The organism is Megasphaera cerevisiae DSM 20462 (genome assembly GCF_001045675.1).
GTDB classification, from domain to species: Bacteria; Bacillota; Negativicutes; order Veillonellales; family Megasphaeraceae; genus Megasphaera; species Megasphaera cerevisiae.
Genome location: NZ_LEKT01000151.1, coordinates 1 through 727, shown reverse-complemented (window position 1 = coordinate 727; position 727 = coordinate 1). Strand labels below are relative to the sequence as shown.

The 727-nt window shown below is 37.3% G+C and carries 1 protein-coding gene; it reads right to left on the bottom strand.

Annotation, left to right across the window (positions count from 1 at the left end; all coding sequences use genetic code 11):
- Nucleotides 1-727: MFS transporter (locus tag AB840_RS15485; RefSeq protein WP_048515702.1), on the bottom strand; the 727-nt coding region annotated here is incomplete at both ends.

The following is a 727-nucleotide window of genomic DNA, read 5'->3' as shown; positions in this document are numbered from 1 at the left end:
GAATACGAACGTTCCAATAATACTACCAGTTCGACTCACTGACTCCACAATACCTGTCGCTTGTGAACGTAAATGTGTTGGAAATGATAATGCACCAATCGTCTTACCTTGCGTTCCTGGTCCACCTGAATGACCGAATAAGAACAATGCAATTAAACATGCATTCATTACCATTGGTAAATTATTGTAAAATAGTCCTGTTACAACCATAACAAACAAGACAATGCCGAAACCTATCATTGTAAGTTTTCTCGTACCCAATCGATATGTATACTGTGCACCTAAGTACGCACCGATGATACCTGCAATATTGACAATTGCTGTACCAAATAAGACCCCTAGCTTATCCTCACTTATCATGTACTTCGCTATAATTGGAATATATAATCCCACTGCGTAGTACTGCATACCTTGCAATGTTGATATCGCTGTTGCTAAAGTTAACCTTTTTAAATATGGCTTTTTAAGCAGTGCTTTGTAAGATTGTTGATGTTCATAATGATTGGCCTGATATTCTTCTTGTCTTTCTTCTAGCTTCAACTGGACATCGTAATGTTTCTGAATATAGTTTGTCGCCTTTTCGAGTGAAAAATGATTAATAATCCAAGTTGGACTTTCTTGTAAATACTTTAATCGCATGATGTATAACACTAAAGCAATACAAGCCCCAAATCCAACGGCCATACGCCACAATGTTTCTCCTGCTCCCATTAAGAAAAATGCAATG